Source organism: Dongia sp. (assembly GCF_041905885.1).
Lineage (GTDB): Bacteria > Pseudomonadota > Alphaproteobacteria > Dongiales > Dongiaceae > Dongia.
The window spans coordinates 12026-27672 of record NZ_JAYRKD010000028.1 but is presented as its reverse complement, the minus strand read 5'-3'; the positions used below and the strand labels follow the sequence as shown (position 1 = coordinate 27672).

Annotated in this window: 23 protein-coding genes and 1 pseudogene; all 24 read left to right on the top strand. The window is 64.9% G+C overall.

The annotated features are described in order from the left end of the window. Positions 1–8 precede the first annotated feature (8 nt). The 24 genes and pseudogenes from rplP to ACH2CY_RS22465 all read left to right on the top strand — a co-directional run bounded on the left by rplP (position 9) and on the right by ACH2CY_RS22465 (position 15620). A complete protein-coding gene (rplP, locus tag ACH2CY_RS22580; protein WP_395021900.1) occupies positions 9–425 on the top strand; it encodes a 50S ribosomal protein L16 in 417 nt (138 codons plus the stop codon). 12 nt (positions 426–437) lie between these two features. Then, positions 438–638 (top strand): 50S ribosomal protein L29, encoded by a 201-nt coding sequence (gene rpmC / locus ACH2CY_RS22575; RefSeq protein WP_395021899.1) that lies wholly within the window; start codon positions 438–440, stop codon positions 636–638. Positions 639–663: 25 nt separating this feature from the next. Continuing rightward, positions 664–930, top strand: a complete 267-nt coding sequence (gene rpsQ, locus ACH2CY_RS22570) for a 30S ribosomal protein S17 (protein WP_395021897.1) — start codon at positions 664–666, stop codon at positions 928–930. Between the two features lie 12 nt (positions 931–942). Next, the gene (gene rplN / locus ACH2CY_RS22565) at positions 943–1311 is read left to right on the top strand and encodes a 50S ribosomal protein L14 (RefSeq protein ID WP_028096610.1); all 369 of its coding nucleotides are present in this window, start codon (positions 943–945) and stop codon (positions 1309–1311) included. 21 nt (positions 1312–1332) lie between these two features. After that, a complete protein-coding gene (rplX, locus tag ACH2CY_RS22560) occupies positions 1333–1650 on the top strand; it encodes a 50S ribosomal protein L24 (RefSeq protein ID WP_395021896.1) in 318 nt (105 codons plus the stop codon). Positions 1651–1661: 11 nt separating this feature from the next. Then, complete coding sequence (gene rplE / locus ACH2CY_RS22555; RefSeq protein WP_395021895.1) at positions 1662–2204, top strand: 50S ribosomal protein L5; 543 nt, start codon at positions 1662–1664, stop codon at positions 2202–2204. Between the two features lie 22 nt (positions 2205–2226). Then, a complete protein-coding gene (gene rpsN, locus ACH2CY_RS22550) occupies positions 2227–2532 on the top strand; it encodes a 30S ribosomal protein S14 (protein ID WP_395021893.1) in 306 nt (101 codons plus the stop codon). Between the two features lie 17 nt (positions 2533–2549). Further along, positions 2550–2945, top strand: a complete 396-nt coding sequence (gene rpsH, locus ACH2CY_RS22545; protein WP_395021892.1) for a 30S ribosomal protein S8 — start codon at positions 2550–2552, stop codon at positions 2943–2945. A 12-nt stretch (positions 2946–2957) separates the two neighbouring features. Further along, on the top strand, positions 2958–3494 hold the full coding sequence (rplF, locus tag ACH2CY_RS22540; RefSeq protein ID WP_395021891.1) for a 50S ribosomal protein L6: 537 nt from the start codon (positions 2958–2960) through the stop codon (positions 3492–3494). Between the two features lie 17 nt (positions 3495–3511). Further along, positions 3512–3874, top strand: a complete 363-nt coding sequence (rplR, locus tag ACH2CY_RS22535) for a 50S ribosomal protein L18 (RefSeq protein WP_395021889.1) — start codon at positions 3512–3514, stop codon at positions 3872–3874. Positions 3875–3889: 15 nt separating this feature from the next. Beyond that, on the top strand, positions 3890–4474 hold the full coding sequence (gene rpsE / locus ACH2CY_RS22530; protein ID WP_395021888.1) for a 30S ribosomal protein S5: 585 nt from the start codon (positions 3890–3892) through the stop codon (positions 4472–4474). Positions 4475–4487: 13 nt separating this feature from the next. Then, positions 4488–4670 carry a 50S ribosomal protein L30 gene (gene rpmD, locus ACH2CY_RS22525; RefSeq protein ID WP_395021887.1) on the top strand — a complete coding sequence of 61 codons (183 nt, stop codon included), beginning with the start codon at positions 4488–4490 and terminating at the stop codon, positions 4668–4670. A gap of 41 nt (positions 4671–4711) precedes the next feature. Next, positions 4712–5188, top strand: a pseudogene (gene rplO, locus ACH2CY_RS22520) (50S ribosomal protein L15); the annotation flags it as partial. 269 nt (positions 5189–5457) lie between these two features. After that, the gene (secY, locus tag ACH2CY_RS22515; protein WP_395021885.1) at positions 5458–6804 is read left to right on the top strand and encodes a preprotein translocase subunit SecY; all 1347 of its coding nucleotides are present in this window, start codon (positions 5458–5460) and stop codon (positions 6802–6804) included. Between the two features lie 17 nt (positions 6805–6821). Further along, the gene (locus ACH2CY_RS22510) at positions 6822–7478 is read left to right on the top strand and encodes an adenylate kinase (protein WP_395021884.1); all 657 of its coding nucleotides are present in this window, start codon (positions 6822–6824) and stop codon (positions 7476–7478) included. A 154-nt stretch (positions 7479–7632) separates the two neighbouring features. Continuing rightward, entirely contained in the window at positions 7633–8010 is a 378-nt protein-coding gene (gene rpsM / locus ACH2CY_RS22505; RefSeq protein WP_395021883.1) for a 30S ribosomal protein S13, read from the top strand. Positions 8011–8062: 52 nt separating this feature from the next. Continuing rightward, positions 8063–8476: a 30S ribosomal protein S11 gene (rpsK, locus tag ACH2CY_RS22500; protein WP_395021881.1), complete on the top strand. Its 414-nt coding sequence runs from the start codon at positions 8063–8065 to the stop codon at positions 8474–8476. Between the two features lie 136 nt (positions 8477–8612). Then, the gene (locus tag ACH2CY_RS22495) at positions 8613–9626 is read left to right on the top strand and encodes a DNA-directed RNA polymerase subunit alpha (protein WP_395021879.1); all 1014 of its coding nucleotides are present in this window, start codon (positions 8613–8615) and stop codon (positions 9624–9626) included. A 136-nt stretch (positions 9627–9762) separates the two neighbouring features. Then, positions 9763–10188, top strand: coding sequence for a 50S ribosomal protein L17 (rplQ, locus tag ACH2CY_RS22490; protein ID WP_395021877.1), 426 nt, complete (start codon positions 9763–9765; stop codon positions 10186–10188). A 210-nt stretch (positions 10189–10398) separates the two neighbouring features. After that, a complete protein-coding gene (locus ACH2CY_RS22485; protein ID WP_395021876.1) occupies positions 10399–11778 on the top strand; it encodes a Do family serine endopeptidase in 1380 nt (459 codons plus the stop codon). Positions 11779–11782: 4 nt separating this feature from the next. Further along, on the top strand, positions 11783–13093 hold the full coding sequence (locus tag ACH2CY_RS22480; RefSeq protein WP_395021874.1) for a replication-associated recombination protein A: 1311 nt from the start codon (positions 11783–11785) through the stop codon (positions 13091–13093). Positions 13094–13283: 190 nt separating this feature from the next. Beyond that, positions 13284–13940, top strand: coding sequence for a cysteine hydrolase family protein (locus tag ACH2CY_RS22475; RefSeq protein ID WP_395021873.1), 657 nt, complete (start codon positions 13284–13286; stop codon positions 13938–13940). 1 nt (position 13941) lies between these two features. Continuing rightward, positions 13942–14940 (top strand): RluA family pseudouridine synthase, encoded by a 999-nt coding sequence (locus ACH2CY_RS22470; protein ID WP_395021871.1) that lies wholly within the window; start codon positions 13942–13944, stop codon positions 14938–14940. Then, on the top strand, positions 14937–15620 hold the full coding sequence (locus ACH2CY_RS22465; RefSeq protein ID WP_395021870.1) for an HAD-IA family hydrolase: 684 nt from the start codon (positions 14937–14939) through the stop codon (positions 15618–15620). The genes ACH2CY_RS22470 and ACH2CY_RS22465 overlap by 4 nt, the downstream gene beginning before the upstream one ends. Positions 15621–15647 lie beyond the last annotated feature (27 nt).

Here is a 15647-nt window from a genome sequence, read left to right as displayed (position 1 = left end):
TTGGGACCATGCTTTCTCCGAAGCGAACCAAGTTCAGAAAGGCCCACAAGGGCCGGATCCACGGCAAGGCGAAGGGCGGCTTCGAGCTGAACTTCGGCGCCTACGGATTGAAGGCCGTCGAGCCGGGCCGCATCACGGCGCGCCAGATCGAGGCGGCTCGCCGCGCGATCACGCGTCATATGAAGCGCGTCGGCAAGGTCTGGATCCGGGTGTTCCCGGACGTGCCGGTCAGCCGTAAGCCCGCCGAAGTCCGCATGGGCTCGGGCAAGGGATCGCCGGAATACTGGGTGGCGCGTATCCATCCGGGCCGGATCATGTTCGAGATCGACGGCGTGCAGAAGAATCTCGCCGTAGAAGCTTTCGCGCTCGCGTCCGCCAAGCTGCCGATCAAGGCGCGCATGGTCACGCGCCTCGGCGACGAATAAGGAGTTCGGGTGATGAAGGCCGAAGATCTGCGGATTAAGAGCGAAGACCAACTGAAGGCCGACCTGGTGTCGCTGCAGAAGGAGGCGTTCAACCTGCGCTTCCAGCGCGCCTCCGGTCAGCTGGAGAACACCGCCCGCGTGCGCGCCGTCCGGCGTGACATCGCACGGGTCGAGACCTTCCTGCGCCAGAAGGCGCAGGCCAAGGCCTCCTGAGCGGCGCGGGTAGAGGAGAGAAGAGATGCCAAGGCGAGTCCTGCAAGGCACCGTGGTGAGCGACAAGAACGCGAAGACCGTGATCGTCTCGGTCGAGCGTCGCGTCATGCACCCGGTCTACAAGAAGTTCATTCGTCGCTCGAAGCGCTTCCAGGCGCATGACGAGGCGAACGCGTGCAAGGTCGGCGACGTGGTCTATATCCGCGAGTGCCGCCCGATTTCGAAGAACAAGCGCTGGGAAGTGGTGACGGCCGCCGAAGCTTCGGTGACCGCCAACGCCTCCGCCAGCTAAGAGGGCCGAACCATGATCCAGATGCAGACGAACCTGGACGTTGCCGACAATTCCGGCGCGCGCCGCGTGCAGTGCATCAAGGTGCTGGGCGGTTCCAAGCGCCGCACCGCGAGCGTGGGCGACGTGATCGTCGTCTCCATCAAGGAGGCGATCCCGCGCGGCAAGGTGAAGAAGGGTGACGTGCACCAGGCGGTGATCGTCCGGACCGCCAAGGAAATCCGCCGGACCGACGGCAGCTCGATCCGCTTCGACCGCAACGCGGCCGTGCTGATCAACAAGCAGGGCGAGCCGATCGGCACCCGCATCTTCGGCCCGGTGACCCGCGAGCTCCGTGCGAAGAAGTTCATGAAGATCATCTCGCTGGCACCTGAAGTGCTCTAAGCGGGAAGGATTGGGTAGAAAATGGCGACGAAGCTGAAGATCAAGAAGGGCGACAAGGTGGTTGTGATCACCGGTCGCGACAAGGGCAAGACCGGCGAGGTCATGAAGGTGCTCCGCGAGGAGAACCGTCTGATCGTGCAGGGCGTCCACATGGTGAAGCGCCACCAGCGCCAGACCATGCAGGCGCAGGGCGGGATCATCGAGAAGGAAGCCTCGATCCACGTCTCCAACGTCGCCCATATCGACCCGAAGACCCAGAAGCCGACCCGCGTCGGCTACCGGATGGACGGCGAGCGGAAGATCCGCGTCGCGCGTCGTTCCGGCGAAGCGATTGATTGAGGAGGCCTGATATGGCTGCCCGTCTGCAAGACCATTATAAGAAGGTCGTCCGCGAAGCCCTGACCAAGGAGTTCGGTTACACGAACCCGATGCAGGTGCCGAAGCTGGACAAGATCGTGATCAACATGGGCGTCGGCGAAGCGACCGCCGATTCCAAGAAGATCAACCTCGCGGTTGCCGAGCTGACCGCGATCGCCGGCCAGAAGCCGGTGATCACCAAGGCCCGGAAGTCGATCGCGACCTTCAAGCTGCGCGAAGGCATGGCGATCGGCTGCAAGGTCACCCTGCGCAAGCAGCACATGTATGAGTTCCTTGATCGCTTGGTGAACATCGCTTTGCCGCGGGTCCGCGACTTCCGCGGCATCTCCGGCAAGAGCTTCGACGGCCGCGGCAACTACACGCTCGGCCTGAAGGAGCAGCTGGTGTTCCCCGAGATCGACTACGACAAGGTGGATAAGGTTCGCGGCATGGACATCGTGATCTGCACGACCGCGAAAACCGACGCTGAGGCCAAGGCTTTGCTGAAGGGCTTCGACATGCCCTTCAACAACTGAGCCGGCCCGTTAGGAGCAAGAGATGGCTAAGAAGAGCTCGATCGAGAAGAACAAGAAGCGGGAGCGGATGGCGAAGCAGTACGCCGCCAAGCGCAACCGGCTGAAGGCGATCGCCGACAACGAGGATCTGCCGATGGAGGAGCGGTTCGCCGCCCGCCTGAAGCTGGCCGAGCTGCCGCGCAACTCGTCGAAGGTGCGCATCCGCAATCGCTGCGAGCTGACCGGCCGTCCGCGCGCGACCTATCGCAAGTTCAAGCTTTCGCGCATTGCGTTGCGCGACCTCGCTTCCACCGGGCAGATCCCCGGCATGGTCAAGTCGAGCTGGTAATCGGGAGACGATGAAGCATGGCAATCAATGATCCATTGGGCGACCTGCTGACCCGGATCCGCAACGGTCAGAAGGCGGGCATGCAGAAGGTTGCAAGCCCCGCGTCCAAGCTGCGCGCGAACGTCCTCGAAGTGCTGAAGCGCGAGGGTTACATCCGTGATTTCTCCATGGATGCCTCGAAGCCCGGCGGCGAGCTGACGATCGAGCTGAAGTATCACGAGGGCACGCCGGTCATTAAGGAGATCAATCGCGTCTCCAAGCCTGGCCGTCGGGTCTATTCCAAGATCGCCGACCTACCGCGCTACTACAACGGTCTCGGGATCTCGATCCTGTCGACCCCGCGCGGCGTCATGTCGGACGGCGAAGCACGCACCGCCAATGTCGGCGGCGAAGTGCTCTGCCGGGTGTTCTAAGGAGCGAATGCAATGTCCCGCGTCGGTAAGAATCCAGTCGAGGTTCCGCAGGGCGTCACCGTTGACGTCGCCGGCGGCGCCGCGACCGTGAAGGGCAAGCTCGGAACCTTGAAGCTTCCGATCTCGACCGCCGAGGTCGAGGTCACCGTGAAGGACGGCAAGGTCTGGGTGAAGCCGATCAACGAGTCGAAGCAGGCCCGCATGAGCTGGGGTGCGACCCGCGCCAACTTGCGCAACATGGTCGAGGGCGTCTCCAAGGGCTACACCAAGAACCTGGAGATCACCGGCACAGGCTATCGTGCGGCGGTGCAGGGCAAGAACCTGCAGCTGCAGATGGGCTACAGCCACGATGTGACCTTTGCGATCCCGGAAGGCATCGCGATCAAATGCGAGAAGCCGACCGCGATTTCGATCACCGGCTTCGACAAGCAGAAGGTTGGTCAGATCGCTGCGGAAATCCGCGCCGTTCGCCCGCCTGAGCCCTACAAGGGCAAGGGCATCAAGTACGAGGGCGAGCACATCCTCCGCAAGGAAGGCAAGAAGAAGTAAGGTAAGGGCTAAGCGCCATGTCGAACGTCAGCAAGCTTTTCGCCCGCCGCCAGCAGCGGGTTCGGACCGGGCTCCGGAATAATTCCGGCGGCCGTCCGCGCCTGTCGGTCTTCCGTTCGGGCCTGCATATCTACGTCCAGATCATCGACGATGCCGCCGGCGCCACGCTGGCCTCGGCCTCGACCATCGAAAAGGACGTGAAGAGCGGCCTGAAGACCACCGCCAACATCGAGGCGGCGAAGAAGGTCGGCAAGCTGATCGCCGAGCGCGCGGCTGCCAAAGGCATCAAGGAAGTCGCCTTCGATCGCGGCGGCTACAAGTATCATGGCCGGGTCAAGGCCCTGGCCGATGCCGCCCGCGAGGGCGGACTCTCCTTCTAAGGACAGGAAACGAATATGGCACGTCAGGCGAAATCCGAAGGTGGTCGTCGCGACCGCGATCGCGAGCGGGGCGGAAATCGTTCCGAGGAAGTCGAGCTGATCGAGAAGCTGGTCGGCATCAACCGCGTCGCCAAGGTGGTGAAGGGCGGTAAGCGCTTCGGCTTCGCCGCGATCGTCGTCGTCGGTGACGGCAAGGGCCGCGTCGGTCACGGCTCGGGCAAGGCCCGCGAAGTGCCGGAAGCGATCCGCAAGGCGACCGAGCACGCCAAGAAGACCATGATCCGCGTTCCCCTGCGTGAAGGTCGGACCCTGCATCATGACGCCGACGGCCATTTCGGCGCCGGTCGCGTGGTGATCCGTGCGGCGGAAGCCGGGACCGGCATCATCGCCGGCGGCCCGGTTCGCGCGATCTTCGAGGCGCTCGGCGTCCATGACGTCGTCGCCAAGTCGGTCGGCACCTCGAACCCGCACAACATGATCAAGGCGGCGTTCGATGCGCTCCAGCATTGCAACTCGCCGCGTTCGGTTGCCGCGCGCCGCTCCAAGAAGGTGAGCGACATCCTCGGCAAGCGCGATGCGGCCGCCGAAGCCCGCGAGTAAGGGATAAGTCACGATGGCGAAGCTCAAGATCACCCAGACCGGCAGCCCGATCGGCCGCAAGCCCGGCCAGAAGGCCACCCTGCGGGCGCTCGGTCTCGACAAGATGAACCGCTCGAACGTGGTCGAGGACACCCCCTCGATCCGCGGCATGGTCGACAAGGTCGCCCATATGCTGAAGGTCGAGCCGGCGAAGTAATAACCCTGGCGCGTTTGAGCGCCTGCTGAAGGTTTATGACCATGAAACTGGACCAACTCCGAGACAATCCGGGCGCCCGCAAGTCCCGCATCCGCGTCGGCCGCGGCATCGGCTCCGGCAAGGGCAAGACCGGCGGCCGCGGTGGCAAGGGCCAGACCGCGCGCACCGGCGTCGCCATCAACGGCTTCGAGGGCGGCCAGATGCCGCTCTACCGCCGCCTGCCGAAGCGCGGCTTCAACAACATCTTCGCGCTCGAGTTCGTCGAGGTGAACACCGGCCGCCTGCAGCAGGCGATCGATGCCGGCCGCCTCGATGCCGGCAAGCCGGTCAATGCCGAGACCCTGCGCGCCGCCGGCCTGATCGGCCGCCCGCGTGATGGTGTGCGTCTGCTGGGCAAGGGCGATCTGAAGGCGAAGCTTGCCATCGAAGTCGCCGGCGCCTCCAAGTCGGCGATCGCCCTGGTCGAGAAGGCCGGCGGTTCGGTGAAGGTGACCATGCCGGTGAAGGAAGAGGCCCCGAAGGGCCCGACCAAGGCCGAGCTCTTTGCCAAGGCCCAGGCCGAGAAGGCCGCCAAGGGCGAGGAAAAGAAGGCCGACGCCAAGGCACCGAAGGCCGCCAAGCCTGACGCCGAGACCCAGAACCGGGCCGAGAAAGCCGCCAAGAAGCCCAAGGCCGAGAAGCCGGCCAAGGAATAACCTGGCTAAACAGCGCTGGGGCTTGAACATTCCGCGGGAATTGCAATCTGTGATGGGCAATTCCCGCGTTTAGCCGCGAAGGCAAGAGGACCATGGCTTCAGCCGCCGAACAGTTAGCCTCCAGCATCAACCTCGGCGCCTTCGCCAAGGCCGAAGAGCTCAAGAAGCGGATCTGGTTCACCCTGGGCGCGCTGGTCGTGGCGCGCATCGGCGCCTATATCCCGCTGCCCGGCATCGATGCTGCGGCCTTCGCCCAGATCTTCAGCCAGCATTCCGGCGGCGTCCTCGGCATGGTGGACATGTTCGCGGGCGGTGCGATCAGCCGGATGACCGTGTTCGCGCTGGGCATCATGCCCTACATCTCCGCCTCCATCATCATGCAGCTGATGACCTCGGTCGTCCCGACCCTGGAAGCGCTGAAGAAGGAAGGCGAAAGCGGCCGCAAGAAGATCAACCAGTACACCCGCTATGCGACGGTCGGCCTGGCGCTGGTCCAGTCCTTCGGCATGGCCAACGGCCTCATCCGCATGGCCGGCCCCAGCGGCTCCGCGGTCATCGATCCGGGCATGACCTTCATCATCACCGCGGTCGTCTCGCTGACCGCCGGCACCGTGTTCCTGATGTGGATCGGCGAGCAGATCACCGCCCGCGGCATCGGCAACGGCATTTCGCTCATCATCTTCGCCGGCATCGTCGCCCGCCTGCCGACCGCGGTCGAGCAGATGCTGACCCAGCTCTGGACCGGCTCGATCAGCGGCATCTTCGTGCTGGTGGTGGCGGTCATGGTGGCGGTGGTGATCGCCGGCATCGTGTTCTTCGAACGCGCCCAGCGCCGGCTGATCGTCCAGTATCCCAAGCGACAGATGGGCAACCGGATGATGGGCGGCGAGTCCTCGCATCTGCCGTTGAAGCTCAACAGCTCGGGCGTCATTCCGCCGATCTTCGCCTCGTCGCTGCTGCTGCTGCCGCTGACCGTCGCCGGCTTCTACGGCTCCAGCGCCGGCGCGCCGGGCTGGCTGCAGGACGTTATGGCCTATCTCGGCCACGGCAAGCCGCTCTACATCGCGCTCTATGTCGCGATGATCGTGTTCTTCGCCTTCTTCTATACCGCGATCGTCTTCAACCCGGACGACACGGCGGAGAACCTGAAGAAGTACAACGGCTTCATTCCGGGTATCCGCCCGGGCAAGAACACCGCGGAATATCTGGACTACGTGCTGACCCGCCTGACCGTGGTCGGCGCCGCTTACCTGAGCGTCGTCTGCGCGCTGCCGGAAGTGCTGATCGCCAACTACGCGATCCCGTTCTACTTCGGCGGCACCAGCCTGCTGATCGTGGTCTCGGTCACCATGGACACGGTGGCGCAGATCCACTCGCATCTGCTGGCGCACCAGTATGAAGGGCTGATCAAGAAGGCCAAGCTGAGGGGCCGCCGCTAACTCGGGGGAGAGACGGTTTGAATCTGATTCTGCTGGGACCCCCCGGGGCAGGGAAGGGGACCCAGGCCAAGAAACTGACCGACGAGCGCGGGCTCGTGCAGCTTTCGACCGGCGACATGCTGCGGGCGGAAGTGGCGTCCGGCTCGGCGCTCGGGGTCGAGGCCAAGAAGATCATGGACGCGGGCCAGCTGGTCTCGGACGCGATCGTGATCGGGATGATCGACGGCCGGACCGACAAGCCGGACACGGCCAAGGGCGTCATCTTCGACGGCTTTCCGCGGACCGTGGCGCAGGCCGAGGCGCTGGACGCGATGCTGGCGAAGAAGGGCAAGAAGATCGACGCCGTGATCGAGCTCAAGGTCGATGACGCGGCGCTGATCGAGCGGATTTCCGGGCGGTTCACCTGTGCCAAATGCGGCACCGGCTACCACGACAAGTTCGCCCGGCCGAAGAAGGACGGCATCTGCGACAAGTGCGGCAGCACCGAGTTCACCCGGCGCGCCGACGACAACGCGGAGACCGTGAAGGCCCGCCTGGTCGCCTACCGGCAGCAGACGGCGCCGATCCTGCCGTATTACCAGGCCAAGGGCCTGCTGCATTCGGTGGACGGCATGGCTGCCATGCCGGAAGTGGCCGGGCAGATCGACCGGGCGCTGGACGGTGTTAAGGGCTAAGTATCTGATCTGGTAGAGTAAATTTGCGCTAGCATGGATCTTGCGCAGTGGTTGACGGGCAGGCGAATCTTCATATAATGCGCGCCTCTCGACCACCCAGGTGACCGAGTTGTTTCGTGTTGCCGTGATCCGGGAATATTGAGGAGTTACTGCAGTGGCGCGTATTGCCGGCGTCAACATCCCGACGCAAAAGCGGGTGATCATCGGCCTGACCTACATCACCGGCATCGGTCCGGCGAAGGCCAAGGAAATCGTCGAGAAGGTGGGCATCCCGGCCGACCGGCGCGTCAGCCAGCTGACCGACGCCGAGGTCGTGAAGATCCGCGAAGTGATCGACCAGGGCTACACCGTGGAAGGCGACCTGCGTCGCCAGACCGCGATGAACATCAAGCGCCTGATGGACCTCGGTTGCTACCGCGGCCTGCGCCATCGCAAGGGCCTGCCGGTCCGCGGCCAGCGCACGCATACCAATGCGCGCACCCGCAAGGGCAAGGCGGTCGCGATCGCCGGCAAGAAGCAGGCGACGAAGTAATTTGAACTCGCGACGGCTCTAAAGCCCCGCGCATAAGGATTGGACGGAAGACATGGCTAAACCAGTGGCGGCAGGCGGAGCTCCGGGCGGCGGACGCGTCAAGCGGCGCGAGCGCAAGAACATCACCTCCGGCGTCGCGCATGTGAACGCCAGCTTCAACAACACGATGATCACCATCACCGACGACCAGGGCAACGCGGTTGCCTGGGCCTCGTCGGGCTCGAACGGCTTCAAGGGTTCGCGCAAGTCCACGCCGTATGCGGCGCAGGTTGCCGCCGATGCCGCCGCCAAGAAGGCGATGGAGCATGGCGTGAAGACCCTGGAAGTCCAGGTGCGCGGCCCGGGTTCCGGCCGCGAGAGCGCGCTCCGCGCGCTGCAGGCGGCGGGCTTCACGATCACCTCGATCCGTGACGTGACCCCGATCCCGCACAACGGCTGCCGGCCGCCGAAGCGCCGCCGCGTCTGATCTGAGTTTCGGCCGCCCACTCATTGGGCCGGCCAATCTGCTTCGAATGCGGGCCCACTTGCTGGGTCCGCTTTTCGAATTTAGAGCGCCCGAGCGATTGGATGGCTGCGGGGCTCGATGCGAAAGGACGAATAACGTGATTCAGAAGAACTGGACCGAGCTGATCAAGCCGAACAAGAAGGTCGATTCCGCCGGCGACGCCAAGCGCCAGGGCACGATCGTCGCCGAGCCGCTGGAGCGGGGCTTCGGCCTCACCCTCGGCAACGCGCTGCGCCGCGTGCTGCTGTCCTCGCTGCAGGGCGCCGCGGTCACCGCGGTGCATATCGAGGGCGTGCTGCACGAATTCTCCTCGATCCCGGGTGTCCGCGAGGACGTGACCGACATCGTCCTCAACATCAAGCAGATCGCGCTGCGGATGTCCGGCGACGGGCCGAAGCGCATGCGCCTGAAGGCCCAGGGCCCGGGCGAAGTGAAGGCCGGCCAGATCGAAGCGGGTCACGACATCGAGATCCTCAATCCGGATCTCGTGCTCTGCACCCTCGACCAGGGCGCCAACCTCGCGATCGAGTTCACCGTCAACACCGGCAAGGGCTACATCGCCGCGTCGCAGAACCGTCCGGAAGATGCGCCGATCGGCCTCATTCCGGTCGATGCGATCTTCTCGCCGGTCCGCAAGGTCTCCTACAAGGTCGAGAACAGCCGCGTCGGCCAGGTCACCGACTATGACCGCCTGTCGCTGCAGATCGAGACCAATGGTGCCATGACCCCGGAAGATTCGGTGGCGATCGCCGCGCGCATTCTCCAGGACCAGCTCCAGCTCTTCATCAACTTCGAAGAGCCGACCACGGTCATGGCGGAGGAGCGCACCTCCGAGCCGCCGTTCAACCGCAACCTGCTCAGGAAGGTGGACGAACTCGAGCTTTCGGTGCGTTCGGCCAACTGCCTGAAGAACGACAACATCGTCTACATCGGCGATCTGGTGCAGAAGACCGAGGCGGAAATGCTCCGCACCCCGAACTTCGGCCGCAAGTCGCTGAACGAGATCAAGGAAGTGCTGGCGCAGATGGGCCTCCATCTCGGCATGGAAATCCCGAACTGGCCGCCGGAGAACATCGAGGAGCTCGCCAAGCGTCTCGACGAGCCGTACTGAGTTTGAGTTTGAACTAAGGGCCATCCGGCCCGAGCCCGGCCGTTCATGACATCACGTGATGTCGCGGCGATCGGGAAGTGCAATCGGTCTTGCCCTCGCGTGAAAGAGGGAAGGCCAGTGAGAGAGGAGAGGAACCATGCGTCACGGTATGTCCGGGCGTAAGCTCAATCGGACCAAGAGCCATCGCAAGGCGCTGTTCATGAACCTGGCCCAGGCCCTGGTGAAGCATGAGCAGATCAAGACCACCCTTCCGAAGGCGAAGGACCTGCGTCCGATCGTCGAGAAGCTGGTGACCCTCGGCAAGCGCGGCGGCCTCCATGCCCGTCGCCAGCTCATCTCTCACCTCCAGGACGAGAAGCTGGCCACCAAGCTGCTGACCGTGCTGGCCGACCGCTACAAGGGTCGTCCCGGCGGCTACACCCGCGTGCTGAAGGCGGGCTTCCGCTACGGCGACGCGGCGCCGATGGCGATCATCGAGTTCGTGGACCGCGACCCCGCCGCCAAGGGCCAGGATTCCGGCCCGACCGCGGAGAAGAAGGGTGAGGAAGCCGAAGCCGCGTAATGCGAGCTTTCGCGCTGAAGTGAATGCGAGGGGGCGGCACTTTCGGTGCCGCCCCTTTTGCTTTTTGGCCGGCGGATTGCCACCTAGTATTCTCCGTCATCCCGGCGCTAGGCGCCGGGATCCACGCCTTGGGGCTTGAAGAAGGCGTGGATCCCGGGACCAAGTCCCGGGATGACGGCAAAATCATCGCCAAGTCTTGAAAGACCGACAATGCTTCGACTTCTCGCTGCCCTCGCTCTCTCACTCTCCCTCGCGACCCCTGCGCTCGCGCAGGAGACGGTGCCGCAATCGAAGACCCAGATCGAGCTGACCTTCGCGCCGCTGGTGAAGAAGGCGGCGCCCGCGGTGGTGAACATCTTCACCCGCACCGTGGTGAAGGAGCGGTCGTCGCCGTTCTTCGACGATCCCTTCTTCCAGCAGTTCTTCGGCGAGCAGCAGCCGCGTGAAAGGGTGCAGAACTCGCTGGGTTCCGGCGTGATCCTGCGGCCGGACGGGCTCATCGTCACCAACAACCATGTCATCGCCAAGGCCGACGAGATCCGGGTCGTGCTCTCCGACGGCCGCGAGTTTCCAGCCGAGGTGATCGCCGCCGACGAAAAGTTCGACATTGGCATCCTGAAGATCGACGCCAAGGGCGAGGTCCTGCCGACCCTGGAGCTCAAGGATTCCGACGACATCAATGTCGGCGACCTGGTGCTGGCGATCGGCAACCCGTTCGGCGTCGGCCAGACCGTCACCATGGGCATCGTCTCGGCGCTGGCCCGCACCAACATCGGCGTCGGCGATTACGGCTACTACATCCAGACCGACGCGGCGATCAACCCGGGCAATTCCGGCGGCGCCCTGATCGGCACCGACGGCCGGCTGATCGGCATCAACACCGCGATCTATTCGAAGACCGGGGGCAGCATCGGCATCGGCTTCGCGATCCCCTCCAACATGGTGGCGCGCATCGTCGATGCGGAAGCCGCCGGCGGCAAGCTGGTGCAGCCTTGGATCGGCGTCTCCGGCCAGGCGTTGACCGCCGACATCGCGCTCAGCATGGGCCTGCCGCATCCGGGCGGCGTGGTGGTGCAGCAGGTCTACCCGATGGGCCCGGCTGACCGCGCCGGCCTGCAGCCGGGCGACGTCATCGTCGGCGTCAACGACCGCGGCATCGCCGATCCCGGCGGGCTGCGCTTCCGTCTCGCCACCCAGAAGGTCGGCGCCACCGCCGCCCTCAACGTGATCCGCCGCGGCAAGCCGGTCGATTTCTCGGTGAAGCTGATCGAGGCCCCGGAAGAGCCGGCCCGGGATGAAACCGAGCTCAAGGGCGAGCAGCCGCTGAATGGCGCGGTGGTGGTCAACCTCTCGCCGGCGGTCAGCGATGAGCTCGGCGTTGCCGACTGGAAGGGCGTCGCCATCGCCAAGGTCCGCCGCGGCTCCTACCCGGCTAAGCTCGGTCTCGAGCCCGGCGATCTCTTGATCAAGATCAACGGCAAGGATGTCTATTCGGTCGAGGACGCGGTGGCGATCCTGGGCGTCCCAGTCGATGATTGGACTCTCACCGTCAGCCGCAACGGCCAGACCAAGACCTTCGAGGTGCATTGAGGTGGTGAGCCTCTTCGAGCAGAACGCGCCGCGGCCATTGGCCGACCGCCTGCGGCCGCGCAAGCTCGACGAGGTGGTCGGCCAGGATCACCTGATCGGTCCCGAAGCGCCGATCGGCCGCATGCTGAAGAACGGCCAGATCTCCTCGATGATCCTCTGGGGCCCGCCCGGCTGCGGCAAGACCACGATGGCGCGGCTGCTGGCCGAGGACATCAACCTCGCCTTCGAGCCGCTCTCGGCGGTCTTCTCCGGCGTCGCCGACTTGAGGAAGGTGTTCGAGGCCGCGCGCGAGCGCCGGCGGATGGGTGAGGGGACCCTGCTCTTCGTCGATGAGATCCACCGCTTCAACCGCGCGCAGCAGGACGGGTTTCTCCCTTACGTCGAGGACGGCACCGTCGTCTTGGTCGGTGCCACCACCGAGAATCCCTCCTTCGAATTGAACGGCGCGTTGCTCTCGCGCTGCCAGGTCTTCGTCCTCAACCGCCTGGATGACGCGGCCATGGAGCAGCTCCTGCAACGTGCGGAAGAGACCATGCACCAGCGCTTGCCGCTCGATGCCGATGCCCGCGCGGCGGTCCGCGCCATGGCCGACGGCGACGGCCGCTATCTTCTCAACATGGCGGAGGAACTGTTTCGGCTCCCGCCCGAAAAGATCCTCGACTCCGCCGGCCTCGCCAAGGCGGTGCAGAAACGGGCGCCGCTCTACGACAAGGCGCAGGAGGGCCATTACAACCTCATCAGCGCGCTGCACAAGTCGCTGCGCGGCTCCGACACCGATGCGGCGCTCTACTGGCTGGCCCGCATGCTGGCCGGCGGCGAGGATCCGCTCTACATCGCGCGCCGCCTGGTGCGTTTCGCGGTCGAGGATATCGGAATCGCCGATCCCAATGCGCTCCCGCAGGCGATCGCCGCCTGGGATACCTATGAGCGCCTGGGCTCGCCGGAAGGCGAGCTCGCCATCGCCCATGCGGTGATCTATCTCGGCACCGCGCCCAAGTCGAACGCGGCCTATACCGCCTACAAGGAAGCCATTCGCGCCGCGAAAGAGACCGGCTCCCTCATGCCGCCCAAGCATATCTTGAATGCGCCGACCAAGCTCATGAAGGAGATCGGCTACGGCAAGGGCTATGAATATGATCATGACACCGCCGAGGGCTTTTCAGGTCAGAACTACTTCCCTGAAGGCATGGCGCGGCGGCGCTTCTACCAGCCCAAGGAGCGCGGCTTCGAGCGCGAGATCATCAAGCGCCTCGAATACTGGGATCGTCTCCGCTCCAAACGCCCTGATGGTCGCAACGACGAGAACAACGATTGAACGGCACGAAACGTGCCTCAAGTTGCCCCGGAAGTTGTCTGACATCGGGCAAGACAAAAAGCCTTGCATGGCAGTCGCTTGAGCCATGCACCGGGTGGGCTTGTCAGCCCTTGAGACTCGCGGTTAGGGTTCCCGCGAAATCTGGTTGGGCTCATCTGGGGAGAGCCCGTTCGAAGAGGTTCGGGGCAGTATGAAAGAGTATCTGGCGCCGGAGCGCGAACGGGTGGCTTTGATCACCATCGACGCGCAGCGCGATTTCGTTCTTCCCAATTCGCCGGCCACGGTCGGTGGCGCGCTCTCCACCATCCCCGCGATGCGTCGCCTGATCGATGCCTTCCGCGGCGCCGGTGCGCCGATCGTGCACACGTTGCGCCTCTATCGCTGCAACGGCTCGAATGTCGATCTCTGCCATCGCGCGGCCATCGAAGCCGGCCAGCGCATCGTCATGCCGGGCACCTCGGGCGCCGAGCTCATCGACGAGCTCAAGCCCAGCCTTGGCCAGCGCCTCGAGCCGGAGCTCCTGCTCGACGGCAAGCTGCAGGAGATCGGCCATCGCGAATGGCTCTGCTACAAGCCGCGCCTCTCCGCCTTCTTCCAGACTCCGCTCGAAGATCACCTGAAGTCCCTCGGCATCACCACCATCGTTCTCTGCGGCACCGATTTCCCGACCTCGCCCCGCTCCACGGTCTACGCCGCCTCCAATAGAGATTTCCGCATCGTCCTCGCCACCGACGCCATCTCGGGCGCGACCGATGCCGGCCTCGACGAGCTGGCCCAGATCGGCGTCTACCTGATGAGCAGTGAGCAGCTTCTCAACTGGCTGAAGCGCGACCGCCAGGCCGCTTGAGTTGAGCGGCGTCCAGCAAATCACCATCGCCCCGGATGACGGCGAACAGCGGCTGGACCGCTGGTTCAAGAAGCATTTCCCCGAGATCGGCCACGGGCGGCTGGAGAAGCTGCTGCGCACCGGCCAGATCCGCCTGGACGGGAAGCGCGCCAAGGCCGGCGATCGCGTGGAAGCCGGCCAGATCATCCGCGTGCCGCCGATCGCACCGGCGCAGGACGTGGACAAGCCCCGGACGCCCAAGCCGAAGGTCGTTTCCGAGCAGGACGCCAAGCTCCTGCGCGACGCCGTCCTTTATAAGGACGCCGACGTCCTGGTGATCGACAAGCCGGCCGGCCTCGCGGTGCAGGGCGGCACCGGGCTCGACAAGAATCTCGACGCCATGCTCGACAGCCTGAAGTTCGACGCCGCCGAGCGGCCGCGCCTGGTGCACCGGCTCGACAAGGACACCAGCGGCGTGCTGGTGCTCGCCCGCAACGCCAAGGCGGCGCGCGAGCTTGCCGAAGCCTTCCGGCACAAGTCGGCGCGCAAGGTCTATTGGGCGGTCGTGGTCGGAATCCCGAAACCGGACCGCGGCACCATCGACGCACCCTTGTCGAAGCAGGCCGGCGGCTATGGCGAGCGGGTCGGCATCGACGAGGATGAGGGCCGGCACGCGGTGACTCGCTATGCGATGATCGAGCGCGCCGGCAACCGCGCCGCCTGGGTCGCGCTGATGCCGGAGACCGGCCGCACCCACCAGCTGCGCGCCCATTGCGTCATCCTCGGCACGCCGATCCTCGGCGACGGCAAGTATGGCGGCGTTGCGGCGCATCTCGCCCGCGAGAACCTGCCGCGGCAGCTCCATCTCCATGCCCGCTCGATCCGGATCCCGCACCCCAGGAAGGGCTGGATCGAGGCGACGGCGCCGTTGCCGCCGCATATGAAGGCGACCTGGAAATTCTTCGGCTTCTCCGCGGAGACCGAAGGCGATCCCTTCGCCGATTTCGAGACCAAACGATGACGGATATCGGCCGTTATCGGCTGGTCGTGTTCGATTGCGACGGGACCCTCGTGGACAGCCAGCACAACATCGTCGCCGGCATGATCGCCGCCTGGCGCCGCCACGGCCTGCCCGAGCCGACACCGGAGCAGATCCGCCGCCAGGTGGGCCTCACCCTGGAGATCGGGGTGGCCCGGGTGCTGGAGAGCGACGATCCGGTCATGATCGCCAACCTCGCCAATGCCTACCGCGAGATCGTCCGCGACCTTCGGAGCCGAGCCGAATTGCACGAGCCCCTGTTCGACGGGATCCGGGAGCTGATCGACACCCTGACCGCGCCGGCGATCTTCCTCGGTGTGGCCACCGGCAAGAATCTGGTCGGGTTGAAGCACACCCTCGACGAATTGGGCCTCCGGGACCGTTTCCACACCTTGCAGACCCCCGACCACTGCCGGTCCAAGCCGGACCCGCACATGGTCTTGCGCGCCATGGCCGAAACCGCCGTCGAGCCGGAGGAAACCGTGGTGATCGGGGACACCACCTTCGACATCGAAATGGCCCGTTCCGCAGGGGCAACCGCGATCGGGGTCGGCTGGGGCTACCACGCGGTCGAGGAATTGCATGCCGCCGGGGCGAATGCGGTCCTGAAACACCCGTCAGAATTGATCCACTGTTTGCAATCGCTCTCCGCGAACCGGTAAAATCGCCGCCCGAAAGAGCGGAGCTTC